Here is a 1,764-nt window from a genome sequence, read left to right as displayed (position 1 = left end):
TTTGGGGCCAGCCAATGAGGGCAGTTTCTGCGGCCGATCTCATTACTGAGTTGGATGCCACCATCGCGAGGAGCTCATCCGAACGTTGTGCGCGCATGCTCTGGCGCACCACCGAGCTGCTCGTCGACGGTAATAACCGATTGCAAGAGCCGCAGGTCGGCCTGCTTGACGACGTTCTAATTCGCTTAGCACCGTGGATTGCGCCGGGGACGCTCGCCGAGCTCAGCACGACGCTCGCCGAGCTGGGTACTGCTCCGATGAAGACCCTGCGACGTCTCGCCTCGTGCAACGATCCGGCGGTCGCAGTCCCGATCCTTATGAAATCTCCCGCCCTGTCGCCGGCCGATCTCGTGGCGATCGCGACGTCCGGCAGCGAGGATCACCGTCTCGCCATTGCTGGCCGGCGCAGAATCGAAAGCCCAGTGACTGAGGCAATATTGCAGCGCGGCAGCAGCAAGACTTGTCTGGCCATCATCGGCAATCCGGGCGCTGAATTCTCGGGCGCGGCCTATGCCAACTTGATCCGTAGGGCTGTGGAGGACGACGAGATCACGAAAGCGCTGACGCTGAGGCCAGACACCCCGGACATGGTGGTTCGGGAGCTGCTGTCGGCATCGCCACGGCCGGCGCCTAAGGCTTCCAACGCAAACGCTTGCTCGCAAGTATTAGCGACAGCGAAGGGACCTTGCGACACTGAGTACGCCGCTGCGAGGCCGGAGATTATATCGCTCAATCGGAGCGGAAAGCTGAACGACTCGACTGTCAATCGGTTCGCGATCCGGCGTGAGACAGCGAACCTGTTCACGGCCTTGTCGGTGCTGTCGGGAGCACCGATTGAGGCCATCGAGCAGGTTATGGCAGAGTCCGGTTACGAAGGCCCGGTTATGGCGTGCCGGGCATCGCGCTTGAATTGGCAGACCACGCTGGCGGTCCTCAACACTCGCGGCGCGGGGCTTTCACTAGGCGAATGCGCACGAGCTCAGTTGCTGTTTGAAACGCTTCATCTCTCGACCAGCCAATGGTCCGTTCGTTGGGGAGAAATCTCCGCGGGCGCCCACGGTCGCACTGCAAGATCGGCAGGAAACCAATGAAATTCGACGGTCGCAAGGCGTCTCGGGTGCGCATGGACAACAGACAGCCCGTGAACCTGATGGGCTCCGACGGCACCTGGCGCCGAAGCTGCGTCTTGCTCGATATCTCGAACACCGGCGCCAAGATCGAAGTCGAAGGGTCGCTCGATGTTCTCTCGGCCAAGGAGTTCTTCATGCTGCTGTCGTCGACGGGACTGGCCTATCGACGTTGCGAGCTGGTCTGGATCGACGGAACCACGGCTGGCGTCCACTTTGTCCAAGCAAACGGCAAGAAGGCCCAAACGACCGCGAGCGACAGAGGCGCGCACAAACCAACTTGAGCGAGCGGTGTTATCCAAGTGAGCCAATGACCTTGGACCACCGACGAGGCCCATTCAGCCGGGCACCCCACGAACGAAGGCACCAGTCATGCTCGTGCACGTATTGGCCGACACTTCCGAGAAGCTCTTCGGGCTCTGCTCGCTTTTTGGAGGGCAGTTCACCGTTGCCGGCGAGCGGCTCGATGTAGAAGCAAAGCTTCCGCACGCTGCTGCCGCGGTCGTCGTCCGTGCCGACCTGCGGGCGGTCGCAAACATTGCCGCGCTGAAAAAGAGAGCTGCCCGGTTCGCCATAGCAAAGAAGCGCATCTTCCTCGTCGAGCAAACCTCGCACGTTTGCATCTCGCAAGCTTATG

The 1,764-nt window shown here is 61.2% G+C and carries 2 protein-coding genes and 1 pseudogene; all 3 read left to right on the top strand.

Annotated elements, in window-relative coordinates:
* The coding region (locus tag AC0L3K_RS40490) for a DUF2336 domain-containing protein (protein ID WP_473368193.1) at nt 1-1,091 on the top strand (1,091 nt) is incomplete at its 5' end.
* Nucleotides 1,088-1,411: a PilZ domain-containing protein gene (locus AC0L3K_RS40485; protein ID WP_354129095.1), complete on the top strand. Its 324-nt coding sequence runs from the start codon at nt 1,088-1,090 to the stop codon at nt 1,409-1,411. The genes AC0L3K_RS40490 and AC0L3K_RS40485, both read left to right, overlap by 4 nt.
* 88 nt (nt 1,412-1,499) lie before the next feature.
* Nucleotides 1,500-1,764 (top strand): annotated as a pseudogene (locus AC0L3K_RS40480) (hypothetical protein); the annotation flags it as partial.

Source organism: Bradyrhizobium sp. MI1.10 (assembly GCF_055811035.1).
The sequence above is the reverse complement of the archived record's forward strand: the minus strand, read 5'-3'. Positions and strand labels throughout refer to the sequence as shown.